The 20,963-nt window shown below is 40.7% G+C and carries 19 protein-coding genes; 16 read left to right on the forward strand and 3 right to left on the reverse strand.

The features are described from left to right. The first annotated feature begins 23 nt into the window (after window positions 1-23). On the forward strand, window positions 24-1,022 hold the full coding sequence (gene glpX, locus VB083_RS03105) for a class II fructose-bisphosphatase (protein ID WP_213690190.1): 999 nt from the start codon (window positions 24-26) through the stop codon (window positions 1,020-1,022). A 39-nt stretch (window positions 1,023-1,061) separates the two neighbouring features. Here the strand turns inward: glpX and hypF are convergent, their stop codons facing one another. Further along, the gene (gene hypF, locus VB083_RS03110; protein ID WP_213690189.1) at window positions 1,062-3,338 is read right to left on the reverse strand and encodes a carbamoyltransferase HypF; all 2,277 of its coding nucleotides are present in this window, start codon (window positions 3,336-3,338) and stop codon (window positions 1,062-1,064) included. Between the two features lie 85 nt (window positions 3,339-3,423). Between hypF and VB083_RS03115 the strand changes: the two genes are divergently transcribed. From VB083_RS03115 to VB083_RS03135, 5 genes are read left to right on the forward strand one after another with little or no spacing between them, the layout of a single operon-like run. Further along, window positions 3,424-3,960: a cob(I)yrinic acid a,c-diamide adenosyltransferase gene (locus VB083_RS03115; RefSeq protein WP_213690188.1), complete on the forward strand. Its 537-nt coding sequence runs from the start codon at window positions 3,424-3,426 to the stop codon at window positions 3,958-3,960. After that, window positions 3,960-6,491 (forward strand): cation-translocating P-type ATPase, encoded by a 2,532-nt coding sequence (locus VB083_RS03120; protein WP_213690187.1) that lies wholly within the window; start codon window positions 3,960-3,962, stop codon window positions 6,489-6,491. Before VB083_RS03115 ends, VB083_RS03120 begins: the two co-directional genes overlap by 1 nt. 11 nt (window positions 6,492-6,502) lie before the next feature. Beyond that, entirely contained in the window at window positions 6,503-7,561 is a 1,059-nt protein-coding gene (gene mnmA / locus VB083_RS03125) for a tRNA 2-thiouridine(34) synthase MnmA (RefSeq protein WP_213699387.1), read from the forward strand. Next, entirely contained in the window at window positions 7,548-9,989 is a 2,442-nt protein-coding gene (locus VB083_RS03130) for a Lon protease family protein (RefSeq protein WP_213690185.1), read from the forward strand. The genes mnmA and VB083_RS03130 overlap by 14 nt, the downstream gene beginning before the upstream one ends. Continuing rightward, entirely contained in the window at window positions 9,964-10,698 is a 735-nt protein-coding gene (locus VB083_RS03135) for an endonuclease III domain-containing protein (RefSeq protein WP_307880019.1), read from the forward strand. The genes VB083_RS03130 and VB083_RS03135 overlap by 26 nt, the downstream gene beginning before the upstream one ends. 65 nt (window positions 10,699-10,763) lie before the next feature. Here VB083_RS03135 and VB083_RS03140 read toward each other — a convergent pair whose 3' ends face one another. After that, the gene (locus VB083_RS03140; RefSeq protein ID WP_213690184.1) at window positions 10,764-11,078 is read right to left on the reverse strand and encodes a YerC/YecD family TrpR-related protein; all 315 of its coding nucleotides are present in this window, start codon (window positions 11,076-11,078) and stop codon (window positions 10,764-10,766) included. Between the two features lie 18 nt (window positions 11,079-11,096). Continuing rightward, window positions 11,097-12,137, reverse strand: a complete 1,041-nt coding sequence (locus VB083_RS03145) for a pyridoxal phosphate-dependent aminotransferase (protein WP_213690183.1) — start codon at window positions 12,135-12,137, stop codon at window positions 11,097-11,099. Window positions 12,138-12,301: 164 nt separating this feature from the next. Here VB083_RS03145 and VB083_RS03150 point away from each other — a divergent pair, with 164 nt between their 5' ends. From VB083_RS03150 to VB083_RS03195, 10 genes are all read left to right on the forward strand, one after another. Then, a complete protein-coding gene (locus VB083_RS03150) occupies window positions 12,302-13,474 on the forward strand; it encodes an HD-GYP domain-containing protein (RefSeq protein ID WP_213690182.1) in 1,173 nt (390 codons plus the stop codon). A 104-nt stretch (window positions 13,475-13,578) separates the two neighbouring features. Continuing rightward, window positions 13,579-14,151, forward strand: coding sequence for an elongation factor P (efp, locus tag VB083_RS03155; protein ID WP_213690181.1), 573 nt, complete (start codon window positions 13,579-13,581; stop codon window positions 14,149-14,151). A 21-nt stretch (window positions 14,152-14,172) separates the two neighbouring features. Further along, window positions 14,173-14,595, forward strand: a complete 423-nt coding sequence (locus VB083_RS03160; protein WP_213690180.1) for a CD1247 N-terminal domain-containing protein — start codon at window positions 14,173-14,175, stop codon at window positions 14,593-14,595. 20 nt (window positions 14,596-14,615) lie between these two features. Continuing rightward, window positions 14,616-15,164, forward strand: a complete 549-nt coding sequence (locus tag VB083_RS03165; RefSeq protein ID WP_213690179.1) for an Asp23/Gls24 family envelope stress response protein — start codon at window positions 14,616-14,618, stop codon at window positions 15,162-15,164. 76 nt (window positions 15,165-15,240) lie between these two features. Continuing rightward, window positions 15,241-15,729: a hypothetical protein gene (locus VB083_RS03170; RefSeq protein WP_213690178.1), complete on the forward strand. Its 489-nt coding sequence runs from the start codon at window positions 15,241-15,243 to the stop codon at window positions 15,727-15,729. After that, entirely contained in the window at window positions 15,730-16,209 is a 480-nt protein-coding gene (gene nusB / locus VB083_RS03175) for a transcription antitermination factor NusB (RefSeq protein ID WP_374047598.1), read from the forward strand. Then, complete coding sequence (xseA, locus tag VB083_RS03180; RefSeq protein ID WP_213690176.1) at window positions 16,175-17,398, forward strand: exodeoxyribonuclease VII large subunit; 1,224 nt, start codon at window positions 16,175-16,177, stop codon at window positions 17,396-17,398. The genes nusB and xseA overlap by 35 nt, the downstream gene beginning before the upstream one ends. Before the next feature lie 5 nt (window positions 17,399-17,403). Next, on the forward strand, window positions 17,404-18,408 hold the full coding sequence (mtnA, locus tag VB083_RS03185) for an S-methyl-5-thioribose-1-phosphate isomerase (RefSeq protein WP_213701116.1): 1,005 nt from the start codon (window positions 17,404-17,406) through the stop codon (window positions 18,406-18,408). A 22-nt stretch (window positions 18,409-18,430) separates the two neighbouring features. Further along, a complete protein-coding gene (locus VB083_RS03190; RefSeq protein ID WP_213690175.1) occupies window positions 18,431-19,672 on the forward strand; it encodes an adenosylhomocysteinase in 1,242 nt (413 codons plus the stop codon). Window positions 19,673-19,677: 5 nt separating this feature from the next. Further along, window positions 19,678-20,958 (forward strand): amidohydrolase, encoded by a 1,281-nt coding sequence (locus tag VB083_RS03195; protein ID WP_307880020.1) that lies wholly within the window; start codon window positions 19,678-19,680, stop codon window positions 20,956-20,958. The last annotated feature ends 5 nt before the right edge of the window (window positions 20,959-20,963 follow it).

Genomic DNA, 20,963 nt, shown 5'->3' on the forward strand with positions numbered 1-20,963 from the left:
AGAAATTAATAGGAGGATAAACAATGTCAGTTCCAGAACGTAATCTGGCTCTTGAACTTGTTCGCGGAACAGAGGCAGCGGCAATGGCTGCTGGCCGTTGGATGGGGCGGGGCGATAAAAACGCTGCTGACGGAGCGGCTGTTACTGCGATGCGTTATATGCTTAACACTATTGCTATGGATGGCGTAGTTGTCATAGGCGAGGGAGAAAAAGACGAGGCTCCCATGCTTTTTAATGGGGAACGTTTGGGAACAGGGGTCTCCCCTGAGGTCGATATAGCTGTAGATCCAATTGACGGCACACGCTTAACGGCAATGGGACTTCCTGGTGCAATCAGCGTAGTGGCTCTTTCTGAAAAGGGGACAATGTATAATCCCAAAAATATCTTTTATATGAACAAGCTTGCTACGGGGCCTGATGCAGCCGACGTTATTGATATAGAAGCACCTATAGAAGATAATATTAAGAGAGTGGCTGAAAAGAAATCCAAATCTGTCGGTGATGTTACTGTCGTTGTGCTAGACCGTCCACGACATGATGAAGTTAAAACTCGAATTCGTCAAATAGGGGCACGCATAAAGATGATTCCTGATGGAGATGTAGCAGGCGCTCTCCTTACATGCAAGGAGCAAGGTGGAGCCGATCTTCTTGTGGGAATAGGTGGATCTCCTGAAGCAGTCATTACTGCCTGTGCCATCAAATGTCTTGGTGGAAATATGCAATGTAAACTTTGGACGAGAGATGAAAAGGAAGCAGAAGAGAGCAGAGCTTTAGGACTTGATCTCGACGCTGTACTTACTCTTGATGATCTTGTTAAGGGTGACAATGTCTTTTTCGCTGCTACCGGCGTAACAGATGGAGATTTTCTTAAAGGTGTTCGTTATGAAGGCCGGCGTATTCGTACTTTTTCAATGGTTATGCGTTCGAAAAGCGGAACGGTACGCTATATAGAGGCTGTACATCATCCTAAAAAATTATGTACGATCAGTGGTATCGATTACGCTCCTGAATGTGAAGCATAAAATTAAGAAAGAGAGGTCGCTTTTTGAAAGCGACCTCTCTTATTTTTCTCCCCATCGGGCCAAACCTAAAGCTGCCTGTCCGACAGAAATATTTTCATCATTAGGAGAGAGTAAATGGTGGGTAAGTGGTTTTAGACCTCTTTGCTTAAGATATGAGACAGTTAAGGCAAGAAGCCTTTTGTTTTGCCATACTCCTCCAGAAAGAGCTACATGTTTAATTCCAGTCTTTTGGGATAATAATTGGCACATTTCAGCTGTCCAATAGGCTATGCCTCCATGGAAAGCAGCGGCAAGAACTTTTTTTGAATGTAACGAACGATTGCTCATCATCCATTTAACCATTGGACGCCAATCCAGATAAAGGAATCCTTCTTTTTCGAAAATTTTAAAAGGAGCACTCCCGCTCCCGTATGATTGAGATTCAAGCTCCATAGCTGCTTGCCCGTCGTATGTAATTTCCGTGCAAAATCCGAGAAGGGCCGATATCCCATCGAAAAACCGTCCACATGAAGTTGTGACTGGTGATTCGTCCATAATAATTAACTGACTCTGCAAGCGATTCTTCATTTCTGGCCAAATAGAAGAACCTAACGATAGAGCCTCTTCTTTTCCTATCGTATGTGCCAAGAGCGCCAATCCGTATCGCCACGGTTCCAAAACGGCTTTTTCTCCTCCAGGAAGGTTACAAGGAAGGAGTGAACCTTTTCTTTGATAGTGCATGAGATCACCGATAAGAAACTCGCCACCCCAGATTGTTCCATCTTCACCGTAGCCTGTTCCATCGAAAATGGCCCCTATTGCAGGTTCTTCAAAACGATTTTCGAGAAGGCAAGCAGCCATATGGGCATAATGATGTTGAACTCCCAAAGTTTCTTTAAATGTTTCTTTAACTATATCTTTGGCCAAGTAACCAGAAAGATACTGAGGATGAAGATCATAAACGAGATATTGCGGGTGTAAATTGTAAAGCTTAAGGAAATGGCGTAACGCTCGTTTGTAATATTCGACTGTTCCTATTTGTTTCAAATCACCTAGATATTGCCCTGGAAATATAGTTCGATCCTGGGTCAAAGTAAAGGTTGACTTCATTTCTGCTCCAGCTGCTAATATGACAGGTCCTTTATTAAGGGCAGTGAGAGGAATGGGAACAAATCCCCTCGCTCTGCGTATGAGAATGTAATCTCGCCCTTGCGATGCGATTACAGAATCGTCTATGGCCATATGAATATCTCTGTTATGCATGAGAAATATGTCTGCGAGGCCAGATAATGATGAAAGTGCATCATCATTTTTTGAAATAATAGGAGCATCGCTCATATTGGCACTTGTCATAATAAGAGCATCAAATTTTTCGAACAACAAGTGGTGAAGAGGTGTGTATGGAAGCATGATACCCAATGTGTTTTGTTGTGGAGCGACGAGGGGAGAGAGCCGCGTGTTTTTTCTTATAGGGCAAAGTACGATAGGTCTTTTTGATGATGTGAGAATTTTTTCAGCGGTGTTCGTAAGATGAACCAATTGCTTGGCTACTCGTACATTAGCGACCATAAGAGCAAAAGGCTTATCCTTTCTGTTTTTTCGCTCTCTCATTCGCCTCACAGCCTCATCATTGAAAGGGTCGCAGGCGAGATGGAAGCCGCCTAATCCCTTGATAGCAGCTGTCTTGCCTTCTTTCAAAAATGAGCAGCATTTTAAAAGAGCTTCTTCACCTTGTGCAAGAGTGGTGTTTATATGGTCTGTAAGCCATAGCGATGGACCACAGTCGAAGCATGCGTTGGGTTGGGCGTGATAACGGCGATTTGAAGATGTTGTATATTCCCCCGTGCACGTATCACACATTGTAAAGTGACTCATCGTTGTTAACGGCCTGTCATAAGGTAAATCTTGTATAATTGTGTATCGGGGGCCACAGTTCGTACAGTTTATAAATGGATATCTATATCTTCGATTTTCAGGGTCTCTCATTTCACGAAGACAATCGTCACATGTGGCGATATCTGGCGGAATAAGCACCCGCTGATGTTCTAGCCGAAGACTTTTCTCTATGATAAAACTTCCCGTTGTTTCCGCTGTGCTTGTTTCTTGAGAAATATATTCTATTGATGAGATATGCGAGGCGTCTGGTTTCTCTTCTTGTAGTCGAGAGATATACTTCTGTATTTGCTCGATAGATCCCTTAAGCTTTATAACGACACCGTCAGAAGTATTTTTAACAGAACCACCTAGTCCCATTTCTTCTGCAAGTCGAGCACAAAAAGGGCGGAATCCTACTCCTTGAACTATTCCTGTTACAAGAAAGGTCGCGATATTGAGCATTGACAAACCTCCGTTCACAAGGCATTTTAAAACATAGTAAGCTCTACTACAAGAGCTTATAAGAGATAAAGGAGACGAGTACTCCATGAATGAAAATAATGAAAAATTACGGTTGGTCCATATCTATATGGGAAACGGAAAAGGCAAAACCACAGCAGCTTTAGGTTTGGCTATTCGAGCTGTTGGGTGGAAGATGAAGGTCGGAATTATTCAGTTCATGAAAGGGTGGCCTCAATATGGAGAGCTCACCAGTTTATCCCGTTTTCCTGAAATAAAGCTTATTCAGACGGGACGTCCCGATTTTGTCGATAAAAAAGCTCCTCTACAGATCGATATTGACGAAGCGCATCGTGGTCTTGTAATTGCAAGAGAATGGGTAGAAAAAGGACTTTTTGATCTTGTGATTCTTGACGAAATTAACGTTGCGCTTGATTATGAGCTTATTGAATTGAAAGATGTTATCTCGCTTCTACAGAAACGTTCATCACATGTAGAATTAGTTCTTACCGGGCGAAATCCTCCTAAAGATTTGCTTCCCTATGCTGATTTGATTACAGAGATGAAAGAAATTCGTCATCCATACACAAAAGGAATACTTGGTCGAAAAGGTTTTGATTACTGATGAAAATTCTTCCATATGCCGTACCTATTGAGGAAATGGAAAAAGAATTTGGAGCTCGTCTTCAAGAAGGATTTTCAACGGAAGAGGCTACTGCGGCCTTAGAAAAATATGGAAGAAATATTTTAGAAGAGACAGAGGTTATTCCTTGGTGGAAAATATTCTTCCGCCAATTTACAACTCCTATGGTTTATTTGCTGTCAGTAGCGGCTATTATAAGCTTCTTGATGAGAGAGAATCTAGATGGAAGTGCCATTATAGCTGTTATAACAATAAATGGAATTATAGGATTTCTGACTGAGTATAGAGCAGAAAGGGCTTTGCAAGCCTTGAAATCCATGACATCCCCTCATTGTCGCGTCTTGAGAAATGGAGTTGTTGCTCAAATTTCCTCTATGGATGTAGTTCCAGGAGATATTTTGTTACTTGAGGCAGGAGATGTGGTTCCTGCAGATGGACGCCTTTTTAAAATTTCAAATTTTATGGTGAACGAAGCGACCCTTACTGGAGAGTCTCTGCCTGTTGAAAAAGATACAAACCCTTTACCAGCAAAGACGCTTCTTGCTGACCGCAAAAATTCTGTCTATGCTGGAACAAGCGTTGTGAAAGGAACAGCACAGGCGGTTGTCGCCCATACAGGAATGGAGACGGAAATAGGGCGCATCGGGAAAATGCTTCAACATGTCAATGTACAATCTACTCCTTTAGAAGAACGTTTGGCTGCTTTCAGTCAATTTCTTATCTGGGTGACTTTAGGTGTTGCTTTTCTTGTTATTGGAATAGGCATGATACAAGGCAGAGATTTTATTAGAATGCTTGAAACGGGCATAGCTCTGGCCGTAGCCGCTGTGCCTGAAGGTTTGCCCTTTGTTGCTACCATGACATTAGCCCTTGGTGTGCATAGAATGGCTAAAGTAAACGCACTTGTTCGTAATTTGGCTTCAGTCGAGACACTGGGATCGACAACTGTTATTTGTACAGATAAAACGGGAACACTTACCATGAATAATATGACTGTTCGGGAAATTGCTCTGTCTCATCCTAGTGCCCGATCCATTTTTTTACAGACGGCAGTTCTTTGTAATGATGCAGTGCTTTCTGATGATAAAGGCATAGGAGATCCCATGGAAGTGGCTCTTTTGCGCTATGCAGGTGAAGAGGCACTTTCGTTGCGAAAAATTTTGCCTCGTATTAAAGAAGAACCTTTCGATTCAGAGACAATGAGAATGGTTACGTGGCACAAAACGGGAGTTGCCGTTAAAGGAGCTCCGGAGCGCATCCTTGAAGATGTTAAGCAAATCTTTACAGAGAAAGGGATACAATCTATCTCTGGTGAGATGCGCGAAAAATGGAATAGAGAAATTTACGGACTTGCTTCTCGAGGCATGAGGACGATTGCATTTGCTTGGGGCAAATCTCTCGATGACCTTATCTTTTTAGGAGTTGCTGGAATAGATGATCCACCTCGGGAGGAAGTTCCTGAAGCTGTTGCTCTTTGCCATCAAGCGGGAATACACGTTATTATGATTACGGGAGACCATCTTTCCACTGCACAGGCTATTGCACGTGAGATCGGAATTTCAAAAGATGAAAGATCTTCTGCTCTTGTGGGAAGTGAACTTGAACAAATATCAGAGGAAGAACTAGCAGCTAGGTCCCGAAAAATATCTGTTGTGGCCAGGGTTGCACCAGAACACAAACTTAAAATTGTCAGAGGGCTTCAAAAAGCGGGAGAAGTTGTTGCTATGACGGGAGACGGAGTCAATGATGCAGTGGCCTTAAAACAAGCTGATGTCGGTGTAGCAATGGGGATACAGGGAACCGAAGTAAGCAAAGAAGCATCTGATATTATTTTGCAAGATGATCGATTTAATACTATAGTAGAGGCCGTTAAAGAAGGCCGGCGTATTTTTGATAACATTAGGAAGGCCATCCTTTTCTTGCTTTGTTGCAATTTGAGTGAGGTTTTAACTGTTTTTTTAGGTATTTTGTTGAAGTTGCCAGCTCTCCTTATCCCTCTTCAGATTTTATGGATTAATTTGGTAACAGATGTTGTGCCAGCGTTGGCTTTATCTCTTGATAGTGCCGAGCCGGATATAATGTATCGAAAGCCAAAAAGCAGAAGCGAGGATATTATTACCCGACAACATAAAAAAGAAATAATTTTTTATGGACTTCTTATTACAATGGGTGTTTTTGCAGCGTATTACTGGTCTCTTTGGTATCATAAAGAAGACTTTGTGCGAGCAACAGAGATGAGTTTTCATACTTTAGTGTTAGCTCAGCTGTTTTTCGTTTTAAGTGTAAGAAAACATAGTTTTGTGCAGTATCCGTCTCAACTTTGGCAAAATAAATGGCTTTTGGCAGGAATTTGTTTTTCAGGCGCGTTACAGTGTGTAATTACCTATATACCTCTTTTCCAAGAGGTTCTGCGTATAGTTCCTCTTAATATAGAGGAGTGGGGGATTGTGATTTGTGCAGCTCTTATCCCTACTATGATTGCTCAAATTCGCAAGTTAGTCGTTAAATTCTAGGTGATATTATGGTGAAAAAGGTACTTGTAGGCATGAGTGGCGGTATTGATAGTGCCGTTACATCCTTACTTCTCAAAAAAGAAGGATACGATATAACCGGCCTCTTTTTAACTCTTTCGGGGCCAGATGATTCTAGTGCGCAACAACAAGCGAAAGAGCTTGCTCAGAAGCTGAACATTGATTTTGAGATTTTTGATGGAAGGAATTTTTTTTCAAACAATGTCATAACTGAGATCCTTTCTGAATATCAGGAAGGGCGAACTCCCAATCCCTGCGTATTATGTAATCCTTCTGTAAAGTTCAAACTTCTTTTCTCTGTTGCAAAAGAGAGAGGGATTCCGTATGTAGCAACGGGTCATTATGCGCAAATAGTGAAGAATGGCGATAAATATTGCATCTCGCGCGGAGTTGATGAGAGAAAAGATCAAAGTTATATGTTATATCGTCTTCCTCAAGAATGGTTGCCTTTTATTATCTTCCCATTAGGGTCTTTGCGAAAGACGGATGTTCGAGAATTAGCGAAACAAAGTTTTCCTTCGTGGATTGTTCAGAAACAAGAAAGTCAGGACGTGTGTTTTGCTCCCCAAGGGTTGGCTGATTTTTTAATGGGTCGTTTAGACCGTCGAACATGCAGATCTGGTTCTATAGTTGATGAAAAGGGAAGAACAATTGGCGAACATCAAGGTCTTTGGCGTTATACTATAGGGCAACGTAAAGGGTTGGGATTGCCTAACGGACCTTGGTTTGTTATAGCTAAAGATATGAAGAAAAATGTTTTACATGTTTCCCGTAACAACGATATATCTTTATTGCGAATACGTTGCCAAAATCCTGTTTTCCATTGCACAATGAATAATGAAACAGTTTATATGGCGGAGCACAGATATCGAACTCATCCATTCCCTGTAGTTTTAGAAAGGCAGACTGAAGAGTTTTTCGAAGTTCGATCTTTAGAAAAGGGAGGACCAGTTGTGGCTCCAGGACAATCTTTAGTTTTGTATAATAAAAATATTGTATGTGGTGGTGGAATTATTATTTCATCAGAGGAGGTGCCCCATGTCAGTGAATAATATGTACAAATTGCCTCTAGAAAAGTTGAGAAAAAGAACTGATATTAGCGCTCTTTCCTTTAAGACAACGGAAGAGATAGAGTGTCTTGAAAAGTTTATTGGACAAGAACGGGCAGTACGAGCAATTTCCTTTGGCTTAGCTGTTGATAGCAAAGGATACAATATATTTGTTTTGGGAAATCCTGGAAGCGGTAGAACCACCTATTCTCTTGAACGTCTTCGCGAATCTGCCAAAGAAAAAGCAGCACCTGATGACTGGATTTATGTCTATAACTTTGATGATCCGAGTCGTCCTCTTGCGATCAATTTACCTGCAGGAAAAGGCAAAGAGATGGGCGCAGCCTTTAACGAGTTATTGGGAGAGCTCAAAGTAGCCATAAGCAAGGCTTTTGAAAAAAGCCAGTATGAAGATGCCAAAGCACAACTTGTTAAAAACTTTCAAGAGCAGGTTAATACGCTTATGGAAGATGTTCGGGCCTGGGCGACGGAGAAAGACTTTTCATTAAAAAGAACGCCACAGGGTTTTGTTAATATTCCTCTTATTGAGGAGACAAGCGAAGAAGGCGAAACGACGAAAAGAGAGTTGCAGCAAGAGGAATTTGAGGCGCTTTCTGAGGAAAAGCAGAAAGCGCTGCAAGAAAAATCTGAAGAAATATCTCAGAGAACACTTGATACTTTGAGAAAGATTCGAGATCTTGAAAAAGCTCTTAAGGAAGAGATAGGAAAGCTCGAAGAAGAAATTTGCCGAACAGCTATTACTCCATATCTTCAAGATATTAAAGAAAAATATGGAACAACAGAAGTGCTTTGCAAATGGATAGATTCGTTAGCAGAAGATATTATTAGTAACTTTAATATATTTGTAGCTGCGGCTAAGGATGATTCTGCCGATATCGATTTTAATCGATATACTATCAATGTCTTTGTTGCAAACGATCCAGAAGATGGAGCTCCTGTCATTTGGGAAACAAACCCCACTTATTACAATTTGACAGGAAAAGTGGAATATGAAAGTAGACAAGGATATCTTTATACAGATTTTCATAAGATAGTAAGCGGTGCTTTCCAAAAAGCTAATGGGGGGTACCTCATTCTTGATGCAGAAAAAGTGCTTTTAAACTTCATGTCATGGGAGGCTCTAAAACGGGCATTAAGAACGGGAGAGGCAACAATAGAAAATTTAGGTGAACAGTACGGAGCTATTCCGGTTTCTTCTCTCAGGCCCCAACCTATTCCTATCAATGTGAAGGTTGTTATGGTTGGAACACCCCTTCTATATGCTTTGTTGCAGTACTATGATCCAGAATTTCTTAAAATGTTCAAAATCAAGGCTGATTTTGACAGAGATATGCCTCGTACTCCTGAAGCGGAGCAACAGATGGCACAGTTTATTTGTGGTTTTGTTCGAAGAGAAGGGAAAATTCCGTTTTCTGTGGAGGCTGTAGCTGAAGTTATAGAGTGGGCAAGCCGTCTAGCCGAACATCAGAATCGAATAACTACGGAGTTTAATAAAATTATAGAAATTATTGTTGAGGCCACTGCGTGGGCCAAATCGGAAAATGTCAGTCTTATAGAAGCTCGCCATGTCTATAAAGCAATCGAAGAAAAAAGGTTCCGTACTAATCTTATTCAGGAGCGCATTCAGCGAGCATACGAAGAAGGAGTCATTACTATCCAGACAGAAGGAGCAGTGGTTGGACAGATCAACGCTCTTTCGGTCATAGATTTGCGAGACTATATGTTTGGTCACCCTTCCCGTATAACATCTAATGTCTATATGGGGCAAGAAGGAGTCGTCAACATAGAACGAGAAGTCAAGTTGACAGGCCCTATTCATAATAAGGGGCTTCTTATCCTTTCTAGTTATCTTGGAAGAAAGTATGCTCAGGATATGCCCCTTTCGCTTTCAGCACGAATTGCTTTTGAGCAAACGTATGGTGAAATTGATGGAGACAGTGCTTCTTCAACGGAACTTTATTGTTTACTATCTGCTCTTTCAGGCATTCCATTGCGCCAGGATATAGCTGTGACAGGGTCAGTAGATCAATTTGGTAATGTTCAGGCTATTGGCGGTGCTAACGAAAAGATTGAAGGATTTTTCCGCTATTGTAAGTTCCGAGGCCTGACAGGAACTCAAGGTGTTATGATCCCTGCACAAAATATTATTCATCTCATGCTTAATCAGGAAGTGCTGGATGCGGTGGAAGAAGGACAGTTCCATATTTGGGCAGTAAGTAGCATTGATCAGGGAATTGAAATTCTAACGGGGAAACAAGCTGGAATTCCAGATGAAAATGGTGTGTATCCCGAAGATAGCATTCATTTCCTTGTAAAAAAACAGCTTGAATCTTGGATGGAAAAAGCTGCAAAACTTAAGAAAAAATATGGTGTGTCTTCTGAAAATGAGCAAAATGCAAAAAAAGAATAACGTTGAAACTTTGTCGAGAAAAGACATCTGTGACTCTCTTCCAAACGCATCACATGTTGCGGAGGTACTAGATCGTCTTGAAGAGTGTTGGAATATGGAGAAGGACCCTCCAAACCTTTGGCATGAGGAACCTCTTGACGGGTTGATCCTTACTCTTTTATCGCAGAATACAAATGATAAGAACAGAGATCGGGCGTATAACAATCTGAAAAGGATTTACCCTACATGGGAGGGTGTTGCTCAGGCAGCAACAGAGGATATAAAAGAATCCATTCGTGTAGCGGGATTATCTGACATCAAATCTAAACGAATGAAAGACATTCTTGAGGCTGTAAAGGCTTCTTTTGGCTCATATTCAATAAAGGCATTACGAGATAAAAGCTCTGAGGAGGCCAGATATTTTCTTTCTAGACTGCCTGGAGTGGGAGCTAAAACAATTGCATGTGTCTTACTCTTTGATTTGAGTTTTCCCGCTTTTCCTGTTGATACGCACATACAGCGCTTTTCAAAAAGAATTGGCTGGGCCCATGAACGATGTAAGCCAGAAGAAATTGAGACAATGCTTGAAAAAGTAGTTCCAGAAAGCCGGTTTTTAGGTGGGCATGTCAACATTATTACTCATGGCCGAAATATATGTCTTGCGAGACAACCTCAATGTTCTCATTGTGCTGTTCGTGATTTGTGCATGTTTGCTAAAAATATGGAATGAAGAAAAAGGAGGCAGCTTCTAAAGGCTGCCTCCTTCGTTTTTAGTATCAAAATTTATTGCAAAAATTAATCTTCCTGTGCTTTGTCGTCTTCTAATTTCTTGAGGTTGGCTAAAACGATTCTATACCCGTCAGCACCGTATTCAAGGAATTTCTTAACCCTGCTTATTGTTGCAGTACTAGCACCTGTTTGTTGCGCAATCTGAGGATATGTGTACCCTCCATCAAGCAATCTTGCAACTTCTAGGCGCTGTGCCAGAGCTCGTATTTCCCCAATAGTCGCTACGTCTTCAAGAAAACCGTACATTTCTTCCACTGAATTCAACGACAATAAAGCTTTGCAAAGCTGATCAGTTAATTGATCCTTCCATTTTTCTACCATAAACGCCATACCTCCTCGTTATTCGAAACGTTTTGATAGTTGAGAAAGGCAACTATAAACCTTGTCCATCTCACCTGAGAGACCAATTGAAACTCTGATCCAACTGCCTCCCATATCCGGTATTTTAAAAAATTTGATTGCAATGTCATTTTCTTCAAATAATGATTGAATAATTTTTTTCTCTTCATGAATATGTACTAATACAAAATTTGCATCACTTGAATACGCATGTATTGAGGGGAGCATATTACATTGGCGTATAAATGATTCACGATTGTCTTGAATTGATTTCTTACGTTCTTGAATCAAACCTGGGTATTTCAATACTATATTAACTATAGCTGCTGTAAGCTGATTGATATTAAAGGGACTTTTTATTGTATTGAGAGTATGTGCTACATCAGAGTTACAAATCCCATATCCAAAACGAATTCCTGCTAGTCCCCACGCTTTAGAAAGTGTTTTGAGGATAACTGTGCGGGCAGGAATATTATTTGCTTGAAGAGATTCTAAGAACGTCTCATTAGCAAACTCTCCATAGGCTTCATCTATAACTGTAATCCCTATGTTTTGTTCGATAACCTCTTGTAAGAACAAGCAAGGCAATGTCTGTCCAGTAGGGTTGTTGGGCGTGTCTATAAGAACTAAAACAGGTTTTTCTCTTCTTAAAGTATCTAGAAAGAGTTCTGTGTTGAAAAAACAATCCTTTTCAGTAAATGTTATGGGCACAGTAATGTGTTCAGCTCCATAAACACGGCATAAATGGGCGTATTCCGAAAAAGATGGCGAGAAAGTGAGTACTTTTGCCCCTGGTTTAACATATGCAGCAAAAAGCAACCATAAAACTTCATCTCCTCCGTTACCTAAAATGTAACTCTTTGTAGGGAAACCGGTAAAGTAGCTGAGTTGTTTTTTAATGTCACTATACCCTGGGTCTGGATATCTATTCAACTCCACATCTGTAAGAACAGAAAAAATTTCTTCTTTCAGAGATTGAGGAAGCTGAAAGGGATTTTCATTTTTATCAAGGCGTATTTTGGGGTTAATGTGTGTTAACATTTGTATGCCTCACTTCTTCTTAACTTCAACTAATTAGAGTGTAAAACTTATCGATTTATAACGCAGTCTAACATGGCTAGAAATACCTGTCAACAGATAGGATTTAGTGTAATATATAAGAAAGTGAATAATTATTAAAGAAGAGAAAAGGATAATGGGGGCCTATGAAGAAAATAAGAAAAGTACCCATATCAGAACTTAAAGATACAGAAGGAATTATTATAGAAGATGTTTTGGCGAAAGACATGGTTCTTGTTTCTAAAGGAACGGAGTTAAAGCGTCTTTTTGAGTTGAAGCCTGGAATAGAAGAAGATTTAAAACGTCATGGAATTGAATGGGTCAGAGTAAAGAGTATTACGCCCTCACTGGAGTCTTTTTCTCATGTACTTCCTGAACTTTTGCCCCCAATTCGTATTATCAATTCTCGTTTTGCCGAAGTTGTCTTTTACCAATTCGCTGCTTTTGCACAAAACATAAAGAATAAACGTCTTAGAAAAGAAGGAATTACAACATTTATTAATATGGGGGCCTCTCTTGTTGAAGAAATATATGAAACATCATCTATAACGTTATCTTTGACAGAAACTGATCACGAGGAAAAACAGCTTTTTTCTCACTTACTCAATGTAGCATTGTTAAGTGGTTATATTGCCAAGCAAATTTTCCCATATTGGAGAGAAACGGCGGAAAATGCAGTTATTACAGGTTTATTTCACGATATTGGGAAGATCCTCTATAAAGATTGCGAATCTGAGGAATGTAAAATGAATCACCCTATTCTCGGAGAAAGTATGCTTCGAGAAGCTGGAGTGGAGAATGAGAATATTCTTTATGGAGTTCGGGCCCATCATGAAAAATGGGATGGTTCGGGGCATCCTGATAGAATAAAGAATGAAAAAATTCCGTTGCTCGCTCGGATTGTGGCTGTAGCCAATAGTTTTTGTTCTTTGGAAGAAGAAAGCAACACATACTCGCAACGATTATCGAAGGTAGTGATGCATGTTAGTTCTTCTTATGATCCCTTCATTGTAAGAGGAATTGTTTCTTCTTTAGGACTCTACCCGCCAGGAAGCTTTGTTGAGCTTTCAAATAACAAGAAAGCAATCGTTCTTTCGACAGGAATAAATAATATTTTTCAACCTCGTATTTGTCTTATTGAAAATGAAGAAATTCAAGACGGAATAATTGATTTAAATGGAAACCCGTCTCTTTATATACGTCAGGTGTGGGATAATATAGATAAGAAGCCAGTAGCGGAACTTTCAAAAAAGGATATAAAAATAGAAAGCGCAACGGCATCACATGCCGGATATATATATAAAAAATACAAAGGTTAAATGGAGGTGTTTTTACCTCTCACTCTTTGCATCTAGAGCAATTATGCTGTATTCTTACAGCATGTATTTTAGAAGCGCTAATTTTAGTAGGAGGTAAGAAATGTATGAGTCAAGTTATTGACACCACTGATTTTTATTCCGGTATAAAAATGAAGTGGCAGGAGGGTATTTGGGAAGTAGTAGAATACCAACACCACAAAATGGGGCGTGGTGGCGCAGTAATTCGTACGAAGCTGAAGAATATAGAGAATGGATCTATTGTAGAAACAACTTTCCGTTCTGGCGAAAAATTTGAGCGAGTAATTTTCGATGATAAAGCTGCGCAGTTCCTTTATCAGGAGGGTGACAGTTACGTTTTTATGGATATGGAAAGCTACGACCAGCTCTATATTCATAAAGATGTTTTAGGTGATGTTGTTAACTACCTGACCGATAATTTAGAAGTTCAACTTGAATATTATGAAGGGCGCGTGATGGGGGTAGAACTTCCCAAGAGCGTAGAATTAAAAGTTATAGATACCCCTCCCGGTTATAAGGGGGACACTGTTTCCAGTAGTGGAAAACCAGCAACGTTAGAGACAGGCATTACTATTACCGTACCTATTTTTGTAAACGTAGGAGATACTGTAGTAGTTGATACTCGTTCGGGGGAATATCTCGAACGGGCTAAAAAATAAGGAATCCAGGAGGGTCGAACTATGAGCGCAAAAGAAAAAATAGCATACCTGAAAGGCTTATTGGCAGGGCTTGACATTCAGGATGAAACGACAGCTAAAGCGTTTAAGTCTGTTACTGAAGCTTTAGAGGCTCTTGCAGAAGAAGTAGAGGAACAGGCTGATATCATAGAAGAGCAGCAGGACCTTTATGAGGAGCTTGCTGATGATTTTTCCCTTCTAGACGAAGATCTCGATTCTCTCGAGAGATCCTTTGCTGAATATGTAGGCGAAGATTTTGACGAAACAGACGAGGATGAAGAAGCTGATTTTGATGAAACATACGAGTCAGTTGCTTGCCCAAAATGCGGACACATTTTTTATTATCAGCCAGAAGTATACGGTGAAGACGAATCTCTTCAGTGTCCCGATTGTGGGGAAACCTTCGCTCAACCTACAGAAGAGTAATTAGAAAAGGAGGTCTAGTGATGGATGACGTTCGTGAAGACCTGAACCTTGAATCTCAAGATCAGGATTTTGAGATGGGGGAGCCTGTGAGGGACGAACAGGAAGTAACAGAAGAGCGTTCTGTTCAGGGGAATGTTCACATAGCAGAAGATGTCATCACAGAGCTGGCCCGAAAAACATTGACTCTTGTCCCAGGAGTACAGCCGGCAAGTCCGGGACTTGTTTCTAAGTTAGGGTTGGTAGGCCGTAAGGCTATTGATGGGATTAAAGTTTCTGTAGAAGAAAATATTAATCCACCTCAAATTACTGTTGATGTTTTCGTTTTAGTGAAATATGGTTTGCGTATTCCAGATATAGCTTGGGATCTTCAAGAAGCTGTGAAGAATAATCTTGAGCAATATACCGGATATACAGTTAAAGCAGTAAATGTTAATGTGCAAGGAGTATTTTTTCATGAACGTTCTGTGCAGTCAGTAAACGCTGATACAGATAAGAATGTTGTGAAAGAACAGGTTGTGAGTGTAACTGAAACAGGATCTGAAACTGAAGCCGACGCAGAGTCTAAATAGCGTTTGGTTATATTGTGTGATAGGGAAGGCCGGCCTCATTTGTGCCGGCCTGTCTTAATCCCGGGGGTGGTTTGCGATGTATCTGTTTTGGAAAAATACAACCCTTGGCAGTATTCGTTTATCTCGGGAAGGGTTGACAGAATTTATTGATTCATTGCTTTTGCCTTCATATTCTTGCAAAGAAGTTGCCCTTTCCAGAATGGAAAATTCGTTGTATATTGTTTTATCTCTGCCTCAACCCCATAATGCTCTTGAAGTGAAGATGGTTGAGGAAAAACTCCAATCGTCCTTTGCTGATTTGGGATTAGGCGTTCATATTTCTTGGACAGAAGAGAAAATTACAAAAGATAAGAAGAAGATTCCAGAAATACTGCAAAATCCTTTATCTTGGGTGGCTTGTACCGCAGGAATAACCGCCTTGATTCATATGCGAATTAAAGGAATTCTCTGGACAGTTGCAGTAGGCGCTTTGACTTTTGTTGTTGCGCAATTTTTGCTGTCAGAACACGGGCAAAAATTGATAGATCGTTGTATAGATTACATAAGAAAAATCATCAGGAGGTAAATGTTGAATAAGAACATCCTTCCTCAAAAAAGACGTAGATCGAGGGAAATCGCTTTACAGGTTTTATACGCGTTAGATATACGTAATTGCGAAACAGTAGATCAGATTCTTGATTTTTATCCGGAGGTTGATGAAGATCCGGATGTGGCTTCTTATGCTACAGCTCTGGTCAATGGTGTGTGGAACTCTCGTTTTGAGATTGACACCCTTATTCGTGAGTATGTTGTAGGATGGAGACCGGAACGAATGGTTGCTGTAGACAGAGCAGCTCTCCGTCTTGCAATTTATGAAGGGATAATTAATCAAATGATTCCCATTCCTGTTGCTATTTCGGAAGCCGTTGAGCTTGCTAAAGCCTTTGGAACGGAAGAGTCAGGTCGTTTTGTTAATGGTGTACTTGGTAGAATCGTTCGAGCTCTTTCACCATCGGTAAAGGATGAAGAAGATGCAGGGAACAACTCTCCCCAGACTCACAGTTGATGAGGTTACAAACCGTATTCAAGGATTACTTTTTTCAGATCCGGTACTTCAAAATCTTGTAGTTGTTGGTGAGATAGTCGAAATAAAGAGACATACAAGTGGGCATGTTTATTTTACTTTAACAGGCGATGAGGGACGTTTAGCCTGTGTCCTTTTCAAATCTGATGCTATGCGAGTTCCTCTGTGGCCTCGTAAAGGAGATGAAGTACTCGCCGAAGGGCGAGTTGGACTTTACCCTCCGCGAGGTTCATATCAACTTTATGTTCGACGGTTGACGCCTTTAGGTGTTGGTGCAGCCGCACGAGCACGAGAGGAACTACGAATCAGACTTGAAAAAGAAGGACTGTTTGATCCCCGGTTAAAAAGAAAACTTCCACCTTTCCCTCAGAAAGTAGCAGTGATAACGTCAGCAACAGGGGCGGCTATAAGAGACGTTGTAAAGGTTTCCCGTAACAGGTTTCCTCAGTGTTCTCTTATAATTGTGCCTTGTTTAGTGCAAGGGTATGACGCCCCGGAGGAAATTTTTGCAGCTTTTTCGCAAATCCGTACATATGGTGATATTGATGCTGTAATGCTTGTTCGCGGAGGGGGAAGTCGCGATGATCTCACTCCTTTCGATGATGAGCGAGTCGTGAGAGCCATTCGTATGTGTCCCTTCCCGGTTGTAACTGGTGTAGGTCACGAAATTGATGTTACGCTAAGCGATTATGCAGCAGATGTTTCTGCTTCAACGCCCTCTGCTGCAGCAGAACGTCTCTTTCCTGATTATCGTGATTTATCTAGGCAAGTTAACCACTATTCGCAATCTATTATAAAAGCTTGTTTTCAAAGCATAGACAAAAAAAATGAACATTTGATCCAAATTGAACAACTTCTTAAAACGTTCTCTTTTAAAAATATAGAAATAACCGCCAAAAGTCTGACCGAAAGAAGACGACATATGAATCTTTTGATGAAGTCAAGATTTGAAGAAAAGAAAAGTGCTCTTTCCTCTGTCGCAGGAGCACTTAATGCACTTTCCCCTCTCTCAATTCTCTCTCGAGGATTTATTAGCTGTACCAAAGAAGGTGGGGAAGTAGTCACTTCTGTTGACCAACTAGAGTTAAATGAAAGGCTTACACTCTCTTTCATAGACGGACAGTCAAAAGTACGTGTTGAAAAAATTACAAAAACAGGGGAAAGTGAGTGAAATCAATGTTGCCTAATCCAGTAAGTTGGGATGAAGAGAAAAAGAAAGTTCGCATTTTAGACCAAAGATGTCTTCCTTGGGATGTAACTTTTGTCTCCTGTTCTACTTTTGAGGATGTTGCTAAAGCTATAGAGAGTATGGTTGTTCGTGGAGCTCCGGCTATCGGAGTAGCTGCTGCTTTTGGTGTAGCTCTAGCGTCTAAAAATGGCAAGCAAGAAGCTGATAAGGCTATTAGGCGGTTGGCCCAAACAAGGCCTACTGCTGTAAATCTTTTTTGGGCACTTAAGCGTATGGAAAATATAGTAAATCTATCGGAAGGCCAATCTCTTTATTCTGAAATGATAAAAGAGGCCTATTCTATTCTTGAAGAAGATATTGAAATAAATCGTCATATAGGGCATTGGGGACAAAGTTTACTTCCTGAGAATTCTATAGTTTTGACCCATTGTAATGCTGGAGCGTTGGCTACAGCAGGATATGGAACAGCTCTCGGTGTTGTTCGTGCGGCAAGAGAAGAAGGTAAAAATATTAAAATTTATGCGGATGAAACACGCCCTGTTTTTCAAGGAGCGCGTCTTACTGCATGGGAACTTATTGAAGATGGTTTTGATGTAACTGTCATATGTGACAATATGGCAGGAGCTCTCATGAAAAAAGAACATATCTCTGCCGTTTTGGTCGGAGCGGATAGAATAGCTCTTAATGGTGATACTGCCAATAAGATTGGAACCTATTCTCTTGCGGTTTTAGCGAAGTTTCATTTAGTGCCCTTTTATGTGGTGGCCCCAATATCTACGATAGATAAAGAAGCTAAAGATGGTTCTTATATTGAGATAGAGCAGCGAAATGGCAAAGAGGTCAGAGAACCTACTGGTCATCCTTTGATTCCTGAATCCTTTCCGGTATGGAACCCTGCCTTTGACGTTACTCCGCACTCATTAATAACGGCAATAATAACGGAAAAGGGAGTGCTTTACCCACCTTTTCTTAAAAAAATAAAGACTATCTAGATATGTAAAGGGAGGAATTTTCGTGGAAAATCGAATTGCTGATATACATCTTTCCTCGGAAGGAATGAAAAAAATTACATGGGCGTGGCAATTTATGCCAGTTCTTCGAAGTTTGTCTGAGGAATATACGTCTAAAGCTCCGTTGAAAGGATTAAAACTTGCTGCATGCCTTCATCTCGAGGCAAAAACGGCTTGTCTTCTCATTACACTCCATAAACTTGGAGCTGAAGTTTGGGCAGCAGGAAGCAATCCTCTTTCCACGCAAGATGATATTTGTGCAGCACTGGTTGATAATGGAGTTCACGTCTACAGTCATCACGGTATGACAACAGAAGAATACCATGAAAATCTACGTTTTGTTCTAAGCATTGCTCCCGATGTCATTGTTGATGATGGAGCAGATCTTATTGCTACTTTACATACCGAATTTCCTCAACTGATACCAAATGTACGAGGTGGGTCTGAAGAAACCACAACAGGAATTAAGCGTCTCAAAGCTATGGAAGCAGATGGAACGTTACAATTCCCTATGATTGCTGTAAACGATGCGTATAGTAAATACCTTTTTGATAATCGTTATGGTACCGGACAGTCAGTTATGGACGGTCTTATGCGAACGACAAATATGCTTATAGCGGGTAAGAAAGTTGTTGTAGTCGGATACGGATGGTGTGGCCGTGGAGTAGCTATGCGTGCTAAAAGCCTTGGTGCATCTGTTATCGTTGTAGAAGTAGATCCTCACAGAGCGTTTGAGGCCTTGATGGATGGACATGAAGTAATGAACATGACAGAAGCTGCTTCTGTCGGCGATATTTTCTTAACACTGACAGGGAATACAAAAGTTATCAGAAAAGAACATTTCGAAAAGATGAAAAGTGGCGTACTCCTTGCTAATGCAGGACACTTTGATGTTGAGATATGTAAGAAAGATCTCTCCCAAATGGCTTCATCTGTAGAGTCAACACGGGAAAATATAGAAACATATACGTTGACAGACGGAAGACGTCTTCATCTCTTAGGGGAAGGACGCCTTGTTAATTTAGCTTGTGCTGATGGACATCCTATAGAAATTATGGATTTAAGTTTTGCTCTTCAGCTTGAATCAGCTCTTCACGTTGCTCATAATAAATTGCAATCAGGAGTACACCCGGTTCCTTCCGCAATAGATAGACGAGTAATGGAGGTTAAATTAGAATCTCTTGGTATTTCTCTAGAGAAACTTACCGACGAACAAGAGCTTTATATGAAAAGTTGGGAGGAATAAATACGATGCGTTGCCTCTTTCAAAATACATATATTTATGACAGTCAGATGGAACGAAGCCGGTTATGTGACGTGCTTGTTGAAGACGGTTTGATAACAAAAATAGAAGCTCCAGAAAGTCTTCCTGAAGAGAATGTCTCACTTATTGATTGTGATGGTAAGAAACTTCTTTTGCCGGGTTTCGTTAACAGTCATACCCACGCAGCCATGTCTTTATTAAGAGGACTTGGTGAAGAAACCCCTCTTATGACATGGTTAAAAGAGCAGATATGGCCTGTGGAAGCTCGTCTGACTCCTGAATATATCTATTGGGGAACTGCTTTGGCACTTTTGGAAATGGCTTCTTGTGGCGTAACTTGTTTTGCTGATATGTATTTTGAAATGGATAAAGTTGCTGAGGCTTCCCAAGTAATGGGAATGAAGTGTGCACTTTCCAGAGGGCTTATCGGAGATGACAGGAAAAGAATTAATGAAAATATTAAATTAATTGAAGATTGGCACGGAAAAGACGGGTTCTTTACAGTTCAACTTGGGCCTCATTCCCCCTATACGGTTCCTATGAACAGTATGAAAGAAATTTGTGAAATTGCTACCGAAAAGGGCGTGCGTGTCCACACCCATTTCCTTGAAACGAAGTGGGAACGAGATTATCTTCATGATGAGCTTGGATTAGAACCAATGAAATATTTGGAACAGGCAGGGCTTTTAGATACTCTCGGGACAATTCTTGCCCACGGTGTATGGTTCTCTTCTGAAGAGATAAAGCAGTTAAAAGAGAAACCTGTTACAGTAGTTCATAATCCTAATAGCAATTTAAAATTAGGAAGTGGTGTCATGCGCCTTCTCGATATGATGGAAGCTGGAATATGTGTATCCCTTGGAACAGATGGTGCTGCAAGTAACAATCGACTGGATATTTGGGAGGAAATGAGACATGCCGCTCTTCTTCATAAAGGGATTCATCATGACCCCACAATAATAAAAGCAAAAGAGATACTTGCTATGGCGACAATTAACGGAGCGCGAAGCCTGGGCTTTGAAAAAACTGGCCTTATAAAAGAAGGATGGGATGCAGATCTTGTGTTAGTTGATCTTGATAAACCTCATTATTTAGGCTTTGACGTAGAAAATCTTCCCGTATATATTGTGTATGCGGGATCTTCAGCCGATGTTGAAGCCACGATGGTAAAAGGAGAATGGATTTATTTCAACGGTGAATTCCCTCGCGTGGATCGGGGAGAAATTTTAGAACAGGCAGCGTTGGCGCGCAAAGCCTTGACTTTGTAATTGCT

Source organism: Aminobacterium sp., assembly GCF_034926885.1.
In the GTDB taxonomy this organism is placed as follows: Bacteria; Synergistota; Synergistia; order Synergistales; family Aminobacteriaceae; genus Aminobacterium.